The sequence below is a fragment of the Bacillus sp. LNXM12-1 genome, from assembly GCF_003004375.1.
Lineage (GTDB): Bacteria > Bacillota > Bacilli > Bacillales > Bacillaceae > Bacillus.
In genome coordinates this window covers 1-18,490 of the sequence record NZ_PVWX01000008.1, presented here as the reverse complement: position 1 = coordinate 18,490, position 18,490 = coordinate 1, and the positions used below count along the sequence as shown (strand labels likewise).

Here is an 18,490-nt window from a genome sequence, read left to right as displayed (position 1 = left end):
ATCAGGTTGATAGGTCTGAGGTGGAAGCGTGGTGACACGTGGAGCTGACAGATACTAATAGATCGAGGACTTAACCTATATTCTAATGTGAAGCATGAACATTGTTATCTAGTTTTGAGAGAACATTCTCTCCATCAGGTTTGGTGGCGATAGCGAAGAGGTCACACCCGTTCCCATACCGAACACGGAAGTTAAGCTCTTCAGCGCCGATGGTAGTTGGGGGTCTCCCCCTGTGAGAGTAGGACGCCGCCAAGCTTTTCTAAGGATCAGTTCCATACGGAATTGGTCTTTTTTGTGTTTTCTTCTAACAGCATCATGATATAAGCTGGGAACTTCTCTTCGGCAATCTCCATATAGCGTTCAATCATGACGTAATCATCACTAATGTATTGAGACAGCAGCTCGTACCACCATTCAGTTTCGTAGCGGGCAATCATACTGAGGTTATACATTAATAAGTAATGGCTGATGATCTCAGGAATCCCTAAAAATGAATCACGAGTTGACGGAATAAACCATTGATCCATTTCTAAATCATAATGAAGATGAGTAGCGAGCGCTGGATTTTCTTCTAGAGCTACATCAAACGTCAGCTTTTTGGCTTCTCTTTGCTTGAGTTTCCAACTTGTATGGAACTCAAAGTATTCAATAAAGCGTTCAGCAGACATGTTATAAAGCAATGGAATATGATCTTGAATCATCATCCCATTAACCTTTTCCACTTTAACTAATGTCGAGGGCTGCTTTTGAAACTCCAGAATATGACTCATTTCAGGTATCTTTGAAAGGAGATGAATCATCGTAAATCGCTCATCTTCAAGACCATTTAAATGAAATAGATGCTTTAACACATGCATGCATAGTCCATTTCGCTGAATTTTCACTTCATCTTCACTAAAGCGGTAATGCTGTTTCTTTCTCTTTCTCGATGTTACGCCATGGGCCAAAACAGAGGTTTGAGAAGGATAGTGAGGATCAACTGTCAGTAAACATGCCTTTAGCAACTGAGCCATTCCATAAAATAATAAAATGGGCTTCAGTTCGAGTGGAGCGATAGCTGCCTGTTCATAGAACGTATGGCCATGCTTTAAAAAGTAAATAAACCGTTCACAGTTTTTATAGGCTTGCTGGTTTGCATCTTGAATGCTCCGTTTCTCATATTGTTGATATAGAAACTTTTGGGAAGTTTCGAGTGAGTAAAAACGTTTTAAATCCTTCCATCCTGAACTTTTCATCTTCTTCCTCAACTCTCTTTATATTTTCTAAAAATTGCAACTGTTTGTTGCTTCCTTGACATGCTGTTTCCTAGTTGATAATCTACATATAATATTTTGCCGAAAAGAGGGGGATTTACTAATGTGGGAAAGTAAATTTTCAAAAGAAGGTTTGACGTTTGACGATGTTTTGCTTGTTCCAGCTAAGTCTGAAGTACTTCCGCGTGATGTCGATTTATCAGTTGAGTTAACAAGCACATTAAAACTAAACATTCCAATTATCAGTGCAGGAATGGACACGGTGACGGAATCACAAATGGCGATTGCAATGGCACGTCAAGGTGGTCTTGGTATCATTCATAAGAACATGTCTATTGAGCAACAAGCAGAACAAGTGGATAAAGTAAAACGTTCAGAGCGCGGCGTTATTACAAATCCATTCTTCTTAACACCTGAGCATCAAGTATTTGATGCAGAGCACCTAATGGGTAAATACCGTATTTCAGGTGTACCGATTGTAAATAACGAAGAAGATCAAAAGCTTGTTGGTATTATTACGAACCGTGACCTTCGTTTTATTTCGGATTATTCAATGAAGATTAGCGACGTGATGACAAAAGAGGAACTTGTGACAGCTTCTGTAGGTACGACGTTAGAAGAAGCTGAAAAAATCCTACAGCAATATAAAATTGAAAAATTACCTCTTTTAGATGACGAAGGAACGTTAAAAGGTCTCATCACCATCAAAGATATTGAAAAAGTGATCGAATTCCCTAACTCCTCTAAAGATGCACATGGCCGTTTAATTGTTGGTGCCGCTGTTGGTGTCACTGGCGATACAATGACTCGTGTGAGAAAATTAGTCGAAGCCAATGTGGATGTCGTTGTCATTGATACTGCACATGGTCATTCACAAGGTGTTCTTAACACTGTATCGAAAATCCGTGAAACGTATCCTTCTCTTAATATCATTGCTGGTAATGTTGCAACAGCCGAAGCAACAAAAGCATTGTTTGAAGCAGGAGCAGATATTGTGAAAGTCGGTATCGGACCAGGATCTATTTGTACAACACGTGTTGTTGCAGGTGTTGGTGTACCACAAATCACAGCAATCTATGACTGTGCAACAGAAGCAAGAAAACATGGTAAAGCTATTATTGCAGATGGTGGAATTAAATATTCAGGTGATATTGTAAAAGCTCTAGCATCTGGTGGACATGCTGTTATGCTTGGAAGCCTTCTAGCTGGTACATCTGAAAGCCCAGGAGACACAGAAATTTTCCAAGGTAGACGCTTCAAAGTTTATCGCGGTATGGGGTCAGTCGCTGCAATGGAAAAAGGAAGTAAAGATCGTTACTTCCAAGAAGATAATAAAAAGTTCGTTCCAGAAGGTATTGAAGGCCGTACACCATACAAAGGACCAGTCGTTGATACAGTGTATCAACTCGTTGGCGGTATCCGTTCTGGTATGGGCTATTGTGGAACACAGGACTTACGCTCACTTAGAGAAGATGCACAGTTCATTCGCATGACTGGTGCAGGACTTCGTGAGAGTCATCCACATGATGTACAAATTACAAAAGAATCACCAAACTACACAATTTCTTGATAAATTGTGACAATCAAATTACATTTGACAGGGTCTATGACTCTGTCTATTTTTTTTGTCTTTATTGTGATAAAATTTATACTGTTGTGTTGAAATAAGCCCTTGTGGATTAAATATATATGAAATACGTCGAAAAAAGATGAATACGGAGGTATGACGATTGAACAGCAAGATGTTGAAACAGCTTATGGTCTCTATCCTTGCACTGGCATTGATTGTGACAGCATTTACACCAATGTCCAAAGCAAAAGCAGCTGAAGATCCATTCAATGTGAATGCGAAAGCAGCAATCCTAATTGAAGCTTCTACAGGTAAAATTCTTTATAGTAAAAACGCAGAACAAAGACTGCCTATTGCAAGTATGGCAAAGATGATGACAGAGTATCTATTACTAGAGGCGATTGCTGAAGGCAAAGTGAAATGGGATCAAACGTATACGCCAGATGATTATGTATACGAAATTTCTCAGGACCGCAGTTTATCAAACGTTCCTTTGAGAAAAGATGGCTCGTATACAGTGAAAGAACTTTATCAAGCAACGGCTATTTATTCGGCAAATGCAGCAGCGATTGGCTTAGCAGAAGTGATCGCTGGATCAGAATCGAAGTTCGTTGAAAAAATGAACGCAAAAGCGAAAGAACTTGGTTTAACTAACTACAAATTCGTGAATGCAACTGGACTAGAAAATAAAGATTTACATGGCAAACAGCCAAAAGGTACAGGTCCTGATGAAGAAAGTGAAGTATCTGCGAAAGATATGGCATTGCTTGCACAGCATCTCATCAAAGACCATCCAGAAATTCTTGAAACATCAAGTATCGCGAAAACAAAGTTCAGAGAAGGCACAGACGATGAAATGGACATGCCTAACTGGAACTTCATGCTTAAAGGACTTGTGAAGGAATATGAAGGTGTAGACGGTCTGAAAACAGGCTCTACGGATTCAGCTGGTTCTAGCTTCACAGGTACCGCTAAACAAGGTGACATGCGTGTCATTGCTGTGATCTTGAATGCAAAAGGTAATCTTCATACAGCACGTTTCGACGTGGCGAAAAAACTGTTCGACTATGCATTTAAAAACTTCACGATGAAAGAAATGTACAAAAAAGGTCAACAGATCAAAGGACATGAAAACATCGAAGTCGATAAAGGCAAAGACAAAGAAGTACCTGTCGTCACGAAAGAAGCTTTCTCTGTGCCAGTAAAAAATGGCGACGAAAAGAGCTTTAAAGCAAAAGTAAATATCGAGAAAAAGAAACTAGAAGCTCCTATTAAAAAAGGAACGAAGGTTGGCATGCTGACGACTTCTTATTCTGGTGATGAGAAGGACTACGGCTATTTGAATAAAGATCAATCAGGTGTTGAGCTTATAACGAAAACAGGCGATGAAAAAGCAAACTGGTTCATCCTTGCAATGCGTAGTGTGGGTGGATTCTTCGCTGGCATTTGGGGCGGAATCGTTGACACAGTAAAAGGTTGGTTCTAATAAAAAACTGCTCTCATGCATAGAGAGCAGTTTTTTTATCGTTAAAAGAAAAGCGATTGTTTTTGATTTTGAGGAGTGGACAAGGCTTGCTGAAAAATACCACATAACTTTTCCACGCCCTCGGTCAGTGCTTTTTCATTCACATAAGAAAAGCTGAGGCGGATATAGTTTTGCTTCGGCTCTCCAGGATAGCACACAGAGCCAGGCAGAAAGGTAATTTGCTGCTTACGTGCCTCATGCAGCAGTGCACGTGTATCGACCCAGGAAGGAAAGCTAAGCCATAAATTGAGCCCGCCCTGAGGAATTTGCCACGTCACATCTTTTGGTGCATGCTTCGTTAATACATCTATCATTAAATCACGTCTCACCTTCAAGGCGGTTCTCAGCTTTTTCGTATGATCAATCATCTTCTTCGAAGTCAGAAATGGCAGAATGGCTTTTTGTGTGAGAAGAGGGCTGCCTAAATCATTATTGGCCTTTGCTGCTAATAAACGATTAAATATCGAGCCTGAGGCGGTGATAATCCCAATTCTGCATCCTGGAGCCAGTGTTTTACTTAATCCTCGCAAATAAATGACGTGTCCATCATGATCAAGACTTTTGATAGGTGCTGGCGGCTTCTTTTCGAAATAAAGCTCACGATAAGGATCATCCTCTACAATGAGACAATCAATACTTTGAGCCAGTAAGAGAAGTTGTTTTCTGCGTTTCATTGACATACTGGCCCCTGTCGGACTGTGAAAAGTAGGAATCGTGTAGATGAGCTTTGGTTTATATTTATCACAAATGCTTTGAAGCTGCTTCATGTTCATGCCTTCATGATCAACAGGGACTGTAATAATTCTTGCCCCTCTGCCCATAAAGACATCAATGGCGCCTGGATAAGTCGGTGCTTCCATGACAACTACATCATCAGGACCGATAAACGCACGTGCGACCAAATCAAGCCCTTGCTGAGAACCACTAGTTACAAGGATATTTTCAGGAGTAGAAGGCACACCCAGCTTTTCTAAAAAAGACTGAATGACTTGCCTAAGCTGAAGATCCCCTTGAATTTCCCCATACTTCGACATGATTTGAGGATGTCTGGCTAGTACATGCTGCATTTCTTTTTCTAAATACCGGTTTGGCAAAAGCCCTGGATCAATCATAGAGGAAGAAAGGTTGATCGCTTCTTCGACATAGTGATACTGAGCAAATTGAGACCGTGGTAAATAATCCGGAATGGATAACTGCCAATCAAAAGAGGTAGATGACGGAACCGGAATATCTGACTGCTTTTGCAGCTCATCCACAAACGTCCCTTTACCTTGCACAGTCGTTAAATATCCGTCGTCCTTCAGCCGTGTGTATGCCTTTGCTGCCGTGACAAGACTCACATTCAGCTGCTTTGCTAAATCACGTACAGTTGGCAGCTTATCTCCCTGCTGAAGCAAACCCGATTGGATATGATCAATGATCGAAAAGTAAATCTGATTCGAAAGAGATGTATCAGAATGTCGATGGATATCAATATGCATGAGAAACCTCCATTGAGTGCAAAATTGTTATACATGAATTTGAATTGTTATAGTTGCATTATAGCATGTAAATCACACTTCAAAGAAAAAATGACTTATTTTTAGCCAGAAATCGTTTATATACAAGGGTTTAGGCTTTTTTGTCGCTGATTGAATTGTTATACTATTCTCTTTATTGTTATACTGTCTCGCTTGTATGATAAAGAGGTAAATCAATCGAATTGACAAATGGGAGGAAACTATTGTGAGCAATAAGGGAACTGAACGAGTGAAACGTGGAATGGCAGAAATGCAAAAGGGTGGCGTCATTATGGATGTCGTCAATGCTGAACAGGCAAAGATCGCAGAAGAAGCAGGTGCGGTGGCAGTTATGGCACTAGAACGAGTACCAGCTGATATCCGTGCAGCCGGCGGTGTAGCCCGTATGGCAGACCCAAGAATCGTAGAGGAAGTACAAAATGCAGTAACGATTCCAGTCATGGCAAAAGCACGTATCGGCCACATCGTCGAGGCTCGTGTTCTTGAAGCACTTGGTGTTGATTATATCGATGAGAGTGAAGTGCTGACGCCCGCAGATGAGGAATTCCATTTAAATAAAAATGAATACACAGTACCTTTTGTCTGTGGTTGCCGTGACTTAGGTGAAGCAACCCGCCGTATCGCAGAAGGCGCTTCGATGCTTCGTACGAAAGGGGAACCTGGGACAGGCAACATTGTAGAAGCTGTCCGTCATATGAGAAAGGTCAATGCTCAGATTCGTAAAGTAGCAGCAATGAGTGAAGATGAACTGATGACAGAAGCCAAGAACCTAGGAGCACCTTATGAATTATTGCTTCAAATCAAAAAAGACGGCAAGCTCCCAGTTGTTAACTTTGCAGCTGGAGGCGTTGCGACACCAGCAGATGCTGCGTTAATGATGCAGCTTGGAGCAGACGGTGTATTTGTTGGATCTGGTATTTTTAAATCAGACAATCCGGCGAAATTTGCAAAAGCGATTGTTGAAGCAACGACTCACTTCACAGATTACCGTCTCATTGCAGAACTTTCAAAAGAGCTTGGAACAGCCATGAAAGGAATTGAAATCTCAAATCTACTGCCAGAAGAGCGTATGCAAGAGCGTGGCTGGTAATTAAGGGAGCGCAAATGAACATGCTAACAATTGGTGTACTAGGGCTTCAAGGAGCCGTGAGAGAGCATATTCAATCGATTGAAGCCTGCGATGCAGAAGGTAAGATCATTAAACGAGCAGAAGAGCTAGCATCCGTTGACGGTCTTATTATCCCTGGTGGAGAAAGCACGACGATGAGGAGACTCATGGATACGTACCAATTCATTGAACCGATTAAAGCGTTCGCTGCAGAAGGGAAACCGATTTTCGGGACATGTGCCGGTTTGATTATGCTGGCAAAACATATTGAAGATCGAGAAGATGCCCATCTTGGATTGTTAAATGTATCTGTTGCACGGAATTCATTTGGCAGACAGGTAGACAGCTTTGAAGCAGATCTAGAAGTAAAAGGGCTGGATGCGCCGTTTACAGGGGTGTTCATCCGTGCGCCTCATATCATCAGCGCAGATGTGAGCGTAGAAATCATGGCTGAATATGATGGCAGGATTGTGATGGCGAAAGAAAACAATATCTTAGGCTGTTCTTTTCATCCAGAGCTGACAGACGATCACCGGTTAACACAGCTGTTTGTTGAAATGGTGAAGTCTTACAAAACGAAGCTCGCTGTATAAAACGGTTGAAAAGAGATAAAACTTATAGTACATTAAAATCACAATCAAAGATCGAAAAAGCGTTGACGGGAAATAGTAAGAAGCCCCTCTTTCTCAGAGAGCCGATGGTTGGTGCGAATCGGTGAAAGATGCAGTCTGAATCCATCCTTGAGCGAAATGCTGAAACACGAGAAGTAAGCATTTACGGTGATACCGTTACAGAGGAAAGAGGAAAGCATGCTTCTGCATGTTTTCAATCAGGGTGGCAACGCGAGAGCTCTCGTCCCTTTCATGGGATGAGGGCTCTTTTTATTTTTCGATAAAAAAAGGAGTGTTACACATGCTGGATATTAAACAACTGCGCACGGACTTTGATCAAATCAAAGAAAAATTAGCACACCGAGGCGAAGATTTAGCGGATTTTGATAAGTTTGGTGAACTGGATCAAAAAAGAAGAGAACTAATCGGGAAAACAGAAGAATTAAAGAGCCGAAGAAATGAAGTATCACAGCAAGTGGCCGTTCTAAAAAGAGAAAAGAAAGATGCCGATCACATTATTCAAGAAATGCGTGAGGTAGGAGATGAGATTAAAAAGCTGGATGATGAGCTAAGAACAGTAGAAGAAAGCTTGCAGCACATCCTCTTCTCTATTCCGAATATCCCTCATGATACTGTACCGGTTGGGGAAACAGAAGATGACAACGTGGAAGTGAGAAAATGGGGCGAACAGCCGGCCTTCTCATTTGAGCCAAAACCACATTGGGATGTAGCGGATGAGCTAAACATTCTTGATTTTGAACGCGCAGGAAAAGTCACAGGAAGCCGATTCGTTTTTTATAAAGGGCTTGGCGCACGCTTAGAGCGCGCACTATATAACTTTATGCTCGATCTACATGTCGATGAGTTCGGTTTTACTGAAGTGCTCCCACCTTACATGGTCAATAGAGCTAGCATGACAGGGACTGGGCAGCTTCCAAAATTCGAAGAGGATGCCTTTAAAATCCGAGAAGAAGATTATTTCCTCATTCCAACAGCTGAAGTGCCGATTACCAACATGCACCGTGACGAAATCCTTGAAGGGGAACAGCTGCCAATCAATTATGCAGCATTCAGTGCTTGCTTTAGATCAGAGGCTGGATCTGCCGGAAGAGATACACGCGGACTCATCCGTCAGCACCAATTTAATAAGGTAGAGCTTGTGAAATTTGTTAGACCTGAAGATTCTTATGAAGAATTAGAGAAACTAACAAATCAAGCAGAAAAAGTCCTACAGCTATTAAACCTGCCATACCGTGTCATGAGCATGTGTACGGGAGATTTAGGCTTCACGGCTGCGAAGAAATACGACATCGAAGTATGGATTCCGAGCCAAGATACGTATCGTGAAATTTCTTCTTGCAGTAACTTCGAAGCATTCCAAGCAAGACGCGCAAACATTCGATTCCGTCCAGAGCCTAAAGCGAAGCCAGAGCATGTCCACACGTTAAATGGATCTGGTTTAGCAGTAGGAAGAACCGTGGCGGCCATTTTAGAAAACTATCAACAAGAGGACGGCACAGTAATTATTCCTGAAGTACTGCGTCCTTATATGGGAAATAAAGAAGTGATGAAATAAGATGCCGCTATGGCATCTTATTTCTTTTTACCAAAAGTCCTACAGTTTTCCTAAATTTAGCCGATAAAAAAATAAAAGCTTCTAGGAAAGAAGGAATAACCTTGAATAGGCTTGACTATTATGTTGAAATGGCTCAATTAATTAGAAAAGTTCTAGATGAAAGTATTCTTTTCGGCATCACTGATACAGAGAAGGTGCTTTGTTACTACCCGTCTAACACAATAGATTTTGGCGTGAAAGTTGGGGACCCATTGAACCCAGAAGACCAAAACGTGGCGACGACATTAAGAGGACAAGAATATGATGGTCATTTACCAGAGTCTTTATATGGTTATGAAATTGCTGTAAAAGGTTACCCGATTTTTGATGAAGATAGAAAAGTAATTGGATCTTTTTTAGTGGCATTTTCACATCATCGTGAAAAGAAATTAAGCGGTTATATGGAGCATATCAATGATGTAGCGAAAGAACTCCAAGGTGGAATCGAGCAAATTGCTGCGCATTCACAAGAGCTGGCTGCCACAAGTTTAGAAATAAGCGAACAGGCAGGAAGAGCGGAAGAGAAATCTGCAAATATTGAAGAAGTCGTCAAAACCATTGGCGGGATCGCTAGACAAACAAACTTGCTAGGTCTAAATGCTGCAATTGAAGCAGCAAGAGCAGGCGAGAATGGAAAAGGGTTTGCTGTCGTAGCTGATGAAGTTCGTAAATTATCAGATGGCTCAAAGGAAGCGGCTGAAACCATTAATACCTTCTTAAAGGAAATCCAAGACAGTATTAGCACTTTGTCTGAAAACATCTCACAAATCAGCAGCTCAACAAATGAACAAGCCAAACAAGTGACAGACTTTACGAAAATTATTGAATCATTAAATGAGTTTAAAGAAGAGATGAATCAGTTTATTGAAGAGATTAGACAGGATACAAAATAGATCAAGAGCAGCCGTTAATGGCTGCTTTTTTATGGGCAGATTCTCATACCAAAACAACTTATTGAAATTTTTTTCGAAAAGATGTTGACTTGAATTAAAATGATATGGTATATTAATTCTTGTCGATACGGAGGAATACCCAAGTCCGGCTGAAGGGATCGGTCTTGAAAACCGACAGGGGTGTCAAAGCCCGCGGGGGTTCGAATCCCTCTTCCTCCGCCATATTGATTTTTTACCTTAGTTGAATTAAAACGCAAGCATAAAAATTGGAATTGTCAAACCGCTGCATTCGCGAAATGCAGCGGTTTTTTTTATTTTGTTTTAGAGCGATTTTTTTGTATAACAGAAGCAATTTCATGAAGAATGGGTTCAAGTGAGCTTTCATCATGAAGTAAGTCGTAATCTTCAATGTTAATTTTAATCACTGGGCATAAATCGAATTGTTCGATCCATTCCGTATATCGAGTGTACATTTCTTCCCAATAGGCTCGATCAGTTTGAGTTTCCATCTCTCTGCCGCGTTCTTCAATACGATTCAAAATATGATCTAAATCCCCGTGTAAATAGATGAGTACATCAGGGTGAGGGAAGTAAGGTGTCATCACCATCGCCTCGAATAGACTCGTATACGTTTCATAATCTACTTCAGACATCGTACCTTTGTCCGCATGCATTTTCGCGAAAATGCCTGTGTCCTCATAAATTGAACGATCTTGCACATATCCTCCACCAGATTCAAAAATCCGCTTTTGTTCCTTAAAACGCTCGGCTAGGAAATAGACCTGTAAATGGAAGCTCCATCTTTGGAAATCTGAATAAAAGGGCTCTAAGTATGGGTTGTCATCTACTTTTTCAAGAGAGGTTTGAAAGCCTAGCTTGTCCGCTATCGTTTTAGTCATAGTGGATTTTCCGACACCAACAGTCCCGGCGATTGTGATCACTGCATCCTTTGGTATTTCGATATTGTTCATAGTACTTGCTCCTTTATGTTCTGTACAATTTGCTGGTAATCTTGCTGTGAGGAAACGAAGTCTGTATGATCTCCTTCAATTGTAATGATAGGAAGCCCTGGGTCAGTCTGTTTTAAATGTTCAATGGCCAGCTCATAATCTTCAATGAGTGTTTTTAAATAAGCTGGGTCGATGTCTTCTTCAAAAGAGCGTCCCCTCATCTGTATTCTTTCAAGTAAGGTAGGAAGGCTGGCTTTTATATAGATGATAGCATTTGGTTTAGGAAGGTCATCTGTTAGCAAGTGATAGATCTTTCTGTATTTGTCCATGTGCTTTTTTGATAATGTTCTTTCTGCAAATATCATATTTTTATAGACATGATAATCAGTGACAATCGGCTGCTGTTGACTCACATAGTTTTCTTCAATAGATTCTAACTGTTTGACCCGATTGCATAAAAAGAACATCTCAAGCTGAAAGCTCCATTGTTCCATATCTTCATAAAATTTATCTAAGAATGGATTTTCTTCTACAATCTCTTTTACTAAAGGAAATTGAAATTCCTTCGCAAGCATTGTAGCCAAAGTTGTTTTTCCGGCTCCAATTGGGCCTTCCACTGCAATAAAAGGGGCAGGATACATAGGCGTTCTCCTCTATCTATAAAGTTGTCAAACCAATGTATATTGTACCATACCCCTTCCGAGAGATAGAGCGAATGGGTTACGATGTCGTTCTTTTTTCAATATTAAATTGATCTGATAATAAGAGCCAATTTTGTGGGAAGGATAGACCTAATTTCCAATAAGCAATTCCGTTCAAGTTTAACTCTTTGATGAGATTGAACTTTGCTTGAATCGATCTAGCGTCTTCGAACCATACCTCATGCTCTTTATTAGTGGCATCTGTGTAACGAAAATAAGGTGCTTGCGCTGTTTCGTCGTATAGAATGGAGGCATTATTCTCTCTGGCAATTGCAATCGCTTGTTGAGGACTGACGGCTTTAGCAATGGGGCCGCCCTGGACGTAAGGAAGCGTCCAATCATAGCCATATAAATTCTGCCCCATAACAATTTTATTGGCCGGCATGACGGTCAGTGCATATTCAATGACTTGGCGGACAGGTCCAATGGGAGAGACAGCTTGTGCAGGGCCGCCGCTGTATCCCCATTCATAGGTCATTAACACAACATGATCGACGATCTTCCCGATGGCTTCATAGTCATGAGCTTCATACCATTTTCCCTTTTGCTGACTACTTGTTTTAGGGGCAAGTGCAACAGATATTGTCCATCCTTCTTGATGGAAGCGGGTTGTTGCCTCTCTTAAAAATTGAATGTAAGCATCTTTATCAGCGGGACGTAAATATTCAAAATCAAAATGGATTTCTTTTAATTGATACTTTTTAGCAACACGAACGATTTCATTTAAAAATGTGGCTTTGACAGATTGGTTATTCAAAAGAATTCGCCCAAGTTCATCACTGAATTTATCATTCTCTAGGTTTGTCACCACCATGGATAAAACGGTTCTGCTCTGAGCGGCTATTTGAGGTAGCTGATCTAACGGTGGTTCTTTCAGTGTTCCGTTTCTTTGTGCTTGGAAACTAAAGGCGCCTAAATGGGTTAAATATGGAGAGGCCTCTCTAGCTGCTTGTTTTAAGTTTTCACTGACTTGATTTCCCCTTGGTTCAATGTAAGCATTCGAATTAATGTTCCTTTTCGGTCTTTGAGGAATATAGAGCAAGAAGCGAATAGGTAGTATCGCTTCAGGCCGAATTCTATTCACACGTGCCAACTCCTCCACTGAAATTCGAAATCGTCTTCCAATTTGATAAAGTGTGTCATTTTGTTTGACCTCATAAAATTGTCCTCTAATTGGAATGACAATTGTTTGTCCAATGACGAGTTGATTTTGTGTTTCAATATCGTTGGTACGGATGATTTCATTGACTGTTGTTTTAAAGCGCATGGCAATTTCGTTTAAAGTATCTCCTCTTTTGACAACATAAATTTGAATAGTCAACGCCCCCTTTGTTATTGCTAACAATTTATGAGGGTTATGGATAAATCATGTTTGATTTTCATTCGTGATCTCTTTAGCAGTGGTGATTTTTGCTAGTAGAACGTTCTCCATCATCGTTAAAGCATATTCATTATCTCCGTCGTCATTTGATGCGATACAATCTTTAGGTACAATTAAGTTGTATTCTCGCATGTATGCGTCATTTGCAGTGAACAGAACGCAAATGTTTCCTGCAATTCCAGACAAAATGATGTCTTGTACACCTAATTCATTTAAGAGTGTTTCTAGTGCAGTTCCATAGAAGGCCGAATGCTTCGGTTTAATTAAGAAGTAATCATCTTTAGATGGTGCCATTTTCTCTAAAATAGGGGCGCTTCTTTCGTTTTTGCATGTTTCCATCACAGCTTGAATATCAGCCTTCCAGAGACCGTAGTGGTCGTTGATATAGATGATTGGCCAATTTTCCTTGAAAGCATGATCTTTAAGAGCTAAAATCTTATTGGTCATTTGCTCTGTTTTATCAGCGAGCACATGTCCCATTTCAAAATCAAAATTATTAATCATGTCGATAATAAGCAGTGCCTTTTGGTGCTTTGACAAAGTAAGACCCCCTTTAAAAGATTGTGCTAATATGTTAACCTCAATATCCTTTTAAAAAACATGAAAAGAGAGCCGTGCTATGACGAGAGATGAACAGTTTATGCAAGAAGCTATTTCTGAAGCCTTAAAAGCAGAACAAATAGGAGAAGTACCAATCGGTGCCATCATCGTTGTTGATGACCAAATTGTGAGCCGCGCTCATAATTTAAGGGAAACAGAGCAGCGTTCAATTGCACATGCAGAATTACTTGCTATTGATGAAGCGTGTAAAACGACTGGAAGCTGGCGTTTAGAAGATGCTGTACTTTATGTGACGCTTGAACCGTGTCCTATGTGTGCGGGAGCGATTGTCCTTTCTAGAGTGAAAAAGGTCGTTTTCGGTGCATACGATCCAAAAGGTGGATGTGCAGGTACTTTAATGAATTTACTGGATGATGAACGGTTCAATCATCAGTCTGAAGTCATTGGTGGTGTACTTGAAAATGAGTGCGGTGAGCTGTTAAGTCAGTTCTTCCGAAATCTCCGTCAGCGAAAGAAACAAGCCAAAAGTAAATGAATGGATGTCGTTTGCAATTTCAGCTATAAGAAGGTATACTTATGTCTGCGTCACTAACAATTTAATATTCATTTTGCCGTGCTAAGCGGGGAGGTAGCGGTGCCCTGTACTCGCAATCCGCTCTAGCGAGGCCGAATCCCTTCTCAAGGTTCGTTTACTTCAAGGTCTGCCTTAAATAAGTGGTGTTGACGTCTTGGTCCTGCGCAATGGGAATTCATGAACCATGTCAGGTCCGGAAGGAAGCAGCATTAAGTGAAACCTCTCATGTGCCGCAGGGTTGCCTGGGCCGAGCTAACTGTTTAAGTAACGCTTGGGGTAGCGAATCGACAGAAGGTGCACGGTAAATCAATATTAAATGTAACTCATCTAGTTAATCTAGGTGAGTTTTTTGTTGCTGTTTAAAGAATAGCTCAGCTGCTTTGTTTATACAAATAGGCAAAAAACCTTTTTAGAGTCTTTTTGTTTTTCCATTAATCACAATAGGAACAAAAGTTCTCCATGGTGTTGCAGAACAATTCGAAAATCTAGAAAACACGTTTTTGATTCATAGAAAGTAGAAAATCTATAGTTGAAATCATCATTTTCGTTTATTAGAAAATAAAGGTGTGCTTTTGAATTGATCGGTGCATCATGTATAATAAAAAAGATGATAAATGGAGGAGGGCGTATTTGTGAGTTATCAAGCTTTGTATCGAGTGTTCAGACCTCAAGTTTTTGAGGATGTTGTTGGACAAGAACACATCACAAAAACGTTGCAAAATGCCCTTTTGCAGAAGAAGTTTTCTCATGCTTACTTATTTTCAGGTCCTAGAGGAACAGGTAAAACAAGTGCTGCCAAGATCTTTGCGAAGGCAGTGAACTGTGAAAAGTCACCTGTGAGTGAACCTTGTAATGAATGTGATGCCTGTAAAGGGATTACAAACGGCTCGATTTCAGACGTGATTGAAATAGATGCTGCCTCAAACAACGGGGTAGATGAAATCCGTGATATACGTGATAAAGTGAAATTTGCTCCTTCGGCGGTTACATATAAGGTTTATATTATAGATGAAGTACATATGCTCTCTATCGGGGCATTTAATGCCCTCCTTAAAACGTTAGAGGAGCCGCCTGCTCATTGTATCTTTATTTTGGCTACCACAGAGCCTCATAAGATTCCTCTTACCATCATATCCCGTTGTCAGAGATTTGATTTTAAACGAATCACGACAAAAGATATTGTTGGAAGAATGAAGAAAATTGTAGATGCAGAAAGCCTAAATGTACAAGAGGGCTCGCTCGAGATTATCGCTAGTGCAGCTGATGGCGGTATGCGTGATGCACTAAGCCTCTTAGATCAAGCGATCTCATTTAGTGGTGAGCAGCTGACAATTGATGATGCGCTGCTCATTACAGGAGCTGTTTCTCAGCATTTCATTAGTCAGCTAGCCGAAGCAATTTTTGATCAAAATATTGCTGTAGCGTTAGATACCTTAAATGAATTACTTCAGCAGGGAAAAGATGCTGCTAAATTAATAGAGGACATGATCTTTTACTTTAGAGATATGCTGCTTTATAAAACGGCACCAGATCTGGAGGGGGTCCTTGAAAAGGTAAAGGTCGATGAAAATTTCGTGACGCTTTCGGATCGTGTGACACCTCAATTTCTATATGAAACAATTGAAGTGCTGAATAAAAGTCACCAAGAAATGAAATGGACGAATCATCCAAGAATTTTCTTTGAGGTAGCTGTTGTCAAGCTATGTCAGTCAACGGTTGGAATACCACAAGCTCATGCTAACGCTGATTTAACGGCGCTAACGGATAAAATAGACAGGTTGGAACAGGAGCTATCTAGGATAAGAGCTGAGGGTGTGCCAATGTCTCATTCTCATCATCCTCAAGAAAAAAAGGAAGCACCTCGACCACAAACGAGTAACAAAAATGGATACCGTGCACCTGTCGGCCGAATTCACGAGATTCTAAAAGAAGCAAAACGTCCAGAGCTAGAAAAAATTAAAGGTAAATGGGGAGAACTCCTTGCCCACTTGAAACAGCAGAATAAGGTGTCTCATGCTGCGCTATTAACGGATAGTGAACCAGTTGCTGCTGCTTCTCATGCCTTTGTTTTAAAATTCAAGTTTGAAATACACTGTAAAATGGTTGCCGAAGATAAAAGCGGTGTTCGAACCAACCTTGAGCAGCTATTAGAGTCTATGTTAGGAAAAAGAGTGGAATTAGTTGGCGTTCCTGACGCTCAATGGGGTAAAATAAGAGAAGAATTTTTAAGAGATCATCAGCCGGATGAACAGGCAGATGGTCAGGGGACTTCTGCTGAAGAGGATCCATTGATTGCAGAAGCAAAGAAGTTAGTAGGAAACGATTTAATTGAAATTAAAGATTAATAAAAATGAAAGAGAGTGGTGTTCATATGCGCGGTGGAATGGGAAATATGCAAAAAATGATGAAACAAATGCAAAAAATGCAAAAGGATATGGCTAAGGCTCAAGAAGAGCTTGCAGAAAAAGTCCTTGAAGGTACAGCGGGTGGCGGTATGGTCACTGTAAAAGTAAATGGACAAAAAGAAGTTGTTGATGTAGCAATCAATGAAGAAGTTGTTGATCCAGAAGATATCGATATGCTTCAAGATCTTGTACTTGCAGCAACAAACGACGCATTGAAAAAAGTCGATGAGTTAACGAATGAAACAATGGGTCAATTCACAAAAGGAATGAACATGCCAGGTTTATTCTAGGAGGAATAACTGAAGATGCAATATCCTGAACCAATATCAAAGCTGATTGACAGCTTTATGAAATTGCCAGGAATCGGACCGAAAACTGCGGTTCGTCTGGCTTTTTTTGTTCTTAGTATGCAGGAAGATGTCGTACTAGATTTCGCGAAGGCGCTTGTTAATGCAAAGCGTAATTTAACTTATTGTTCGGTATGCGGCCATATCACAGACCAAGATCCTTGCTATATTTGTGAAGATACAAGAAGAGATCAATCTGTTATCTGTGTAGTGCAAGACCCAAAAGATGTGATCGCAATGGAAAAGATGAAAGAATACAACGGCTTATACCATGTGCTTCATGGTGCCATTTCACCGATGGACGGAATTGGCCCAGAGGATATTAAAATTCCTGACCTGTTAAAAAGATTGCAAGACGATCAAGTGACAGAGGTGATCCTTGCAACCAATCCAAACATTGAAGGAGAGGCTACAGCCATGTATATCTCTAGACTGTTGAAACCATCAGGAATTAAACTCTCTCGCATTGCTCACGGACTTCCAGTAGGTGGAGACTTAGAGTATGCGGATGAAGTCACACTGTCTAAAGCTCTAGAAGGCAGACGTGAGATGTAGGAAGGAGAAGTACGGTACATGGGTTTTCTTCGCAGAAAATCAATTCGAAAAGAATTCGATGAGAAATTAATTCAACAGCTTTTTAAGCAAAAGGAAGAATGGAACAGACAAAAAAAGCTTGTCGCAAATAGCGTTGAGCCTTCACCGGACATTCTATTCGAATTAAAGCTTGCTCAAGCGAAGTACTTTTTCTATCTAAGAGAAGCGAAAAAGAGGAATTTACGTTTAAACAACTGGAGATAGCAGGTCTATTTTACATAGTCCTCTCATATGCTTGTACTATTCATATGAAGAGGAGATGAGAGGATTATGGAACCTGTTATTGTAATCGGGTCAATTTTGATAGCTGTACTATTGTTGTTTATGTCAGGTGTTCAAGCGAACCCCTTCAAATGGTTAGGGCTGATCGGAGTAAAGTTTGTGGCAGGTGCTCTTTTTTTATTTTGCCTCAATCTATTTGGAGAGAGTCTAGGATTACATGTCTCTATTAACCCTGTAACGAGTGGAATCAGTGGTTTATTGGGCATCCCAGGCGTAGCAGCCTTAGTCGTAATTGAAAAATTTATTATTTAATGAGAAATATTGTTGACTTTGATCCTGTATGGTGGTAAATTAATATACGTCGCTGATGACGAAGAAACGAAAAAACATTATAACAAAAAAGTTGTTGACATTAACAATTTAAATATGGTATGATGTTCTAGTCGCTTCTGAAGCGGTAAACAAGTTCTTTGAAAACTAAACAAGACAAAACGTACCTGTTAATTCGAGTTTTTATAAAAAAATCCTATGATACATCATAGGTAGTCAGTCAAACTGGCGAGGCAGGAAATGATCACATGCTAAGTTCGCTACATCGTGTAGCAACGCATGTGTGATATGCATCCTGCATACCTCGGAGAGTTTGATCCTGGCTCAGGA

17 protein-coding genes, 1 tRNA gene, 1 rRNA gene, 1 other RNA gene, 1 pseudogene and 1 other annotated feature are annotated in these 18,490 nt (G+C 40.5%); of the genes and pseudogenes, 15 read left to right on the top strand and 6 right to left on the bottom strand.

The features are described 5' to 3' along the window. The first annotated feature begins 139 nt into the window (after window positions 1–139). Window positions 140–255, top strand: a 5S ribosomal RNA gene (gene rrf / locus C6Y07_RS18740). An 11-nt stretch (window positions 256–266) separates the two neighbouring features. On the opposite strand, the gene C6Y07_RS18735 is transcribed toward rrf, so the two are convergent. After that, window positions 267–1,235 (bottom strand): YaaC family protein, encoded by a 969-nt coding sequence (locus tag C6Y07_RS18735; protein ID WP_106037560.1) that lies wholly within the window; start codon window positions 1,233–1,235, stop codon window positions 267–269. A gap of 121 nt (window positions 1,236–1,356) precedes the next feature. On the opposite strand from C6Y07_RS18735, the gene guaB reads away from it, so the two are divergent. Both guaB and C6Y07_RS18725 read left to right on the top strand, forming a co-directional pair. Further along, window positions 1,357–2,823, top strand: coding sequence for an IMP dehydrogenase (gene guaB / locus C6Y07_RS18730; protein ID WP_034666116.1), 1,467 nt, complete (start codon window positions 1,357–1,359; stop codon window positions 2,821–2,823). Between the two features lie 160 nt (window positions 2,824–2,983). Beyond that, window positions 2,984–4,309: a D-alanyl-D-alanine carboxypeptidase family protein gene (locus C6Y07_RS18725; protein WP_034666113.1), complete on the top strand. Its 1,326-nt coding sequence runs from the start codon at window positions 2,984–2,986 to the stop codon at window positions 4,307–4,309. 41 nt (window positions 4,310–4,350) lie between these two features. Here C6Y07_RS18725 and pdxR read toward each other — a convergent pair whose 3' ends face one another. After that, window positions 4,351–5,829 (bottom strand): MocR-like pyridoxine biosynthesis transcription factor PdxR, encoded by a 1,479-nt coding sequence (pdxR, locus tag C6Y07_RS18720; protein ID WP_034666110.1) that lies wholly within the window; start codon window positions 5,827–5,829, stop codon window positions 4,351–4,353. A gap of 244 nt (window positions 5,830–6,073) precedes the next feature. On the opposite strand from pdxR, the gene pdxS reads away from it, so the two are divergent. The 5 genes and pseudogenes from pdxS (at window position 6,074) to C6Y07_RS18695 (ending at window position 10,317) form a co-directional block, all read left to right on the top strand. Beyond that, window positions 6,074–6,958, top strand: coding sequence for a pyridoxal 5'-phosphate synthase lyase subunit PdxS (pdxS, locus tag C6Y07_RS18715; protein ID WP_034666107.1), 885 nt, complete (start codon window positions 6,074–6,076; stop codon window positions 6,956–6,958). Window positions 6,959–6,978: 20 nt separating this feature from the next. Next, window positions 6,979–7,569 carry a pyridoxal 5'-phosphate synthase glutaminase subunit PdxT gene (gene pdxT, locus C6Y07_RS18710; protein WP_034666104.1) on the top strand — a complete coding sequence of 197 codons (591 nt, stop codon included), beginning with the start codon at window positions 6,979–6,981 and terminating at the stop codon, window positions 7,567–7,569. 53 nt (window positions 7,570–7,622) lie between these two features. Continuing rightward, window positions 7,623–7,839 (top strand) — a binding site (T-box leader). A 49-nt stretch (window positions 7,840–7,888) separates the two neighbouring features. Further along, window positions 7,889–9,163 (top strand): serine--tRNA ligase, encoded by a 1,275-nt coding sequence (gene serS / locus C6Y07_RS18705; protein WP_060595637.1) that lies wholly within the window; start codon window positions 7,889–7,891, stop codon window positions 9,161–9,163. Window positions 9,164–9,762: 599 nt separating this feature from the next. Continuing rightward, window positions 9,763–10,095, top strand: a pseudogene (locus C6Y07_RS19385) (methyl-accepting chemotaxis protein); the annotation flags it as partial. A 129-nt stretch (window positions 10,096–10,224) separates the two neighbouring features. After that, window positions 10,225–10,317: transfer RNA gene (locus tag C6Y07_RS18695), tRNA-Ser, on the top strand. A gap of 89 nt (window positions 10,318–10,406) precedes the next feature. Here C6Y07_RS18695 and C6Y07_RS18690 read toward each other — a convergent pair. The 4 genes from C6Y07_RS18690 to C6Y07_RS18675 all read right to left on the bottom strand — a co-directional run bounded on the left by C6Y07_RS18690 (window position 10,407) and on the right by C6Y07_RS18675 (window position 13,667). Then, window positions 10,407–11,066, bottom strand: coding sequence for a deoxynucleoside kinase (locus C6Y07_RS18690; RefSeq protein WP_060595639.1), 660 nt, complete (start codon window positions 11,064–11,066; stop codon window positions 10,407–10,409). Then, a complete protein-coding gene (locus C6Y07_RS18685; protein ID WP_034666096.1) occupies window positions 11,063–11,686 on the bottom strand; it encodes a deoxynucleoside kinase in 624 nt (207 codons plus the stop codon). The genes C6Y07_RS18690 and C6Y07_RS18685 overlap by 4 nt, the downstream gene beginning before the upstream one ends. Before the next feature lie 79 nt (window positions 11,687–11,765). Beyond that, window positions 11,766–13,013 (bottom strand): glycoside hydrolase family 18 protein, encoded by a 1,248-nt coding sequence (locus C6Y07_RS18680; RefSeq protein ID WP_411266063.1) that lies wholly within the window; start codon window positions 13,011–13,013, stop codon window positions 11,766–11,768. Between the two features lie 99 nt (window positions 13,014–13,112). Then, entirely contained in the window at window positions 13,113–13,667 is a 555-nt protein-coding gene (locus C6Y07_RS18675) for a cysteine hydrolase family protein (protein ID WP_106157168.1), read from the bottom strand. A 79-nt stretch (window positions 13,668–13,746) separates the two neighbouring features. Here C6Y07_RS18675 and tadA point away from each other — a divergent pair, with 79 nt between their 5' ends. The 7 genes from tadA (at window position 13,747) to C6Y07_RS18640 (ending at window position 18,142) form a co-directional block, all read left to right on the top strand. Then, window positions 13,747–14,223 carry a tRNA adenosine(34) deaminase TadA gene (gene tadA, locus C6Y07_RS18670; RefSeq protein ID WP_003218102.1) on the top strand — a complete coding sequence of 159 codons (477 nt, stop codon included), beginning with the start codon at window positions 13,747–13,749 and terminating at the stop codon, window positions 14,221–14,223. A 76-nt stretch (window positions 14,224–14,299) separates the two neighbouring features. Then, window positions 14,300–14,564, top strand: an RNA gene (gene ffs, locus C6Y07_RS18665) — signal recognition particle sRNA large type. A 330-nt stretch (window positions 14,565–14,894) separates the two neighbouring features. Then, window positions 14,895–16,607 carry a DNA polymerase III subunit gamma/tau gene (gene dnaX / locus C6Y07_RS18660; RefSeq protein ID WP_060595642.1) on the top strand — a complete coding sequence of 571 codons (1,713 nt, stop codon included), beginning with the start codon at window positions 14,895–14,897 and terminating at the stop codon, window positions 16,605–16,607. A gap of 26 nt (window positions 16,608–16,633) precedes the next feature. Next, the gene (locus C6Y07_RS18655; RefSeq protein ID WP_008342011.1) at window positions 16,634–16,957 is read left to right on the top strand and encodes a YbaB/EbfC family nucleoid-associated protein; all 324 of its coding nucleotides are present in this window, start codon (window positions 16,634–16,636) and stop codon (window positions 16,955–16,957) included. Between the two features lie 15 nt (window positions 16,958–16,972). Further along, complete coding sequence (recR, locus tag C6Y07_RS18650) at window positions 16,973–17,569, top strand: recombination protein RecR (protein ID WP_003218094.1); 597 nt, start codon at window positions 16,973–16,975, stop codon at window positions 17,567–17,569. Between the two features lie 18 nt (window positions 17,570–17,587). After that, window positions 17,588–17,812 (top strand): YaaL family protein, encoded by a 225-nt coding sequence (locus C6Y07_RS18645; RefSeq protein WP_003218088.1) that lies wholly within the window; start codon window positions 17,588–17,590, stop codon window positions 17,810–17,812. A gap of 66 nt (window positions 17,813–17,878) precedes the next feature. After that, window positions 17,879–18,142, top strand: a complete 264-nt coding sequence (locus tag C6Y07_RS18640; RefSeq protein WP_106031977.1) for a pro-sigmaK processing inhibitor BofA family protein — start codon at window positions 17,879–17,881, stop codon at window positions 18,140–18,142. Window positions 18,143–18,490 lie beyond the last annotated feature (348 nt).